Raw genomic sequence first — 1201 nt, forward strand, 5'->3', positions numbered from 1 at the left:
GGAATCGCTAGTAATCGTGGATCAGCATGCCACGGTGAATACGTTCCCAGGCCTTGTACACACCGCCCGTCACACCATGGGAGTTGGATTGACCCGAAGACGCTGAGCTAACCCGCAAGGGAGGCAGGCGGCCACGGTCGGTTCAGCGACTGGGGTGAAGTCGTAACAAGGTAGCCGTAGGGGAACCTGCGGCTGGATCACCTCCTTTCTAAGGAACTGGTTGTACTGCGCCGGGCTTGTCCCGGAAGAGCGTCAACCGCTCCAAAGAACATAAGCCGCCGTCCTCATGTCCCTTCATCGAGAAACACGCTGCCTTTTGGCAGCGGTGCCTGAGCTGGCTCACGCCGCCTGCGGCCATTTGGCCGCTCGTGTGTGGTTGGGGGCCGGTAGCTCAGGTGGTTAGAGCGCACGCCTGATAAGCGTGAGGTCGAAGGTTCAACTCCTTCTCGGCCCACCACGCAGCGATCGAGACGCGCAGCGCAAGCTGCGGCGCACGATCGCGAGTACGGCGGCCTGCGCAGCAGGACCGACGGCGCGGCTTCGCCGCGACGCGTGGCTCATGGTCACCGCGACCTTTAGTGACCTTTCGGGGCCTTAGCTCAGTTGGGAGAGCGCTAGCTTTGCAAGCTTGAGGTCGTCGGTTCGATCCCGACAGGCTCCACCACCTTTGGCATTTGTTTCTTCGATGAAGACATCGGTTCAGCCTCTTCGAGGCTGTTGCGAGGCGGCTTGGCCGCCTCATCTTTGACATTGTGAATGGGTTTTTTGATCGATGCCGCGAGGCGTCGCGTGAGGTGAGCGATCACCTTTCGGGATGCACTCGTAAATACAGGCTGAGATTATATCCGCATTGCCGCGGCAGCGTTTTGCCGAGTGGCCTTCCGGTTTTCGGACCGGGGGTACTCAGCGTTGTTGTTGGTGGTGTGGACTCTCAAGCGTGAGGTAAGGGCATTTGGTGGATGCCTTGGCATGCACAGGCGATGAAGGACGTGGCACGCTGCGATAAGCGTCGGTGAGGTGTGAGCAACCTTTGACCCGACGATTTCCGAATGGGGAAACCCACCTTCACCATTTACTCAGCTGCTGAGCGATCAGTGGCTGGGTAAATGGGAACGAAGGTATCACTGAAGTGAATACATAGCTTTGGTGAAGCGAACCCGGAGAACTGAAACATCTCAGTACCCGGAGGAAAAGACATCAA

2 tRNA genes and 2 rRNA genes are annotated in these 1201 nt (G+C 58.3%); all 4 read left to right on the forward strand.

Features of this window, described 5'->3' with window-relative positions:
* Positions 1 to 208, forward strand: a 16S ribosomal RNA gene (locus tag HJG53_RS18230); the annotation flags it as partial.
* Positions 209 to 380: 172 nt separating this feature from the next.
* Positions 381 to 457, forward strand: a tRNA-Ile gene (locus tag HJG53_RS18235).
* Positions 458 to 588: 131 nt separating this feature from the next.
* Positions 589 to 664 (forward strand) — tRNA-Ala (locus tag HJG53_RS18240).
* A 265-nt stretch (positions 665 to 929) separates the two neighbouring features.
* A 23S ribosomal RNA gene (locus HJG53_RS18245) occupies positions 930 to 1201 on the forward strand; the annotation flags it as partial.

It is taken from the genome of Sphingomonas sp. ID1715 (assembly GCF_013044515.1).
GTDB lineage: Bacteria > Pseudomonadota > Alphaproteobacteria > Sphingomonadales > Sphingomonadaceae > Sphingomonas_B.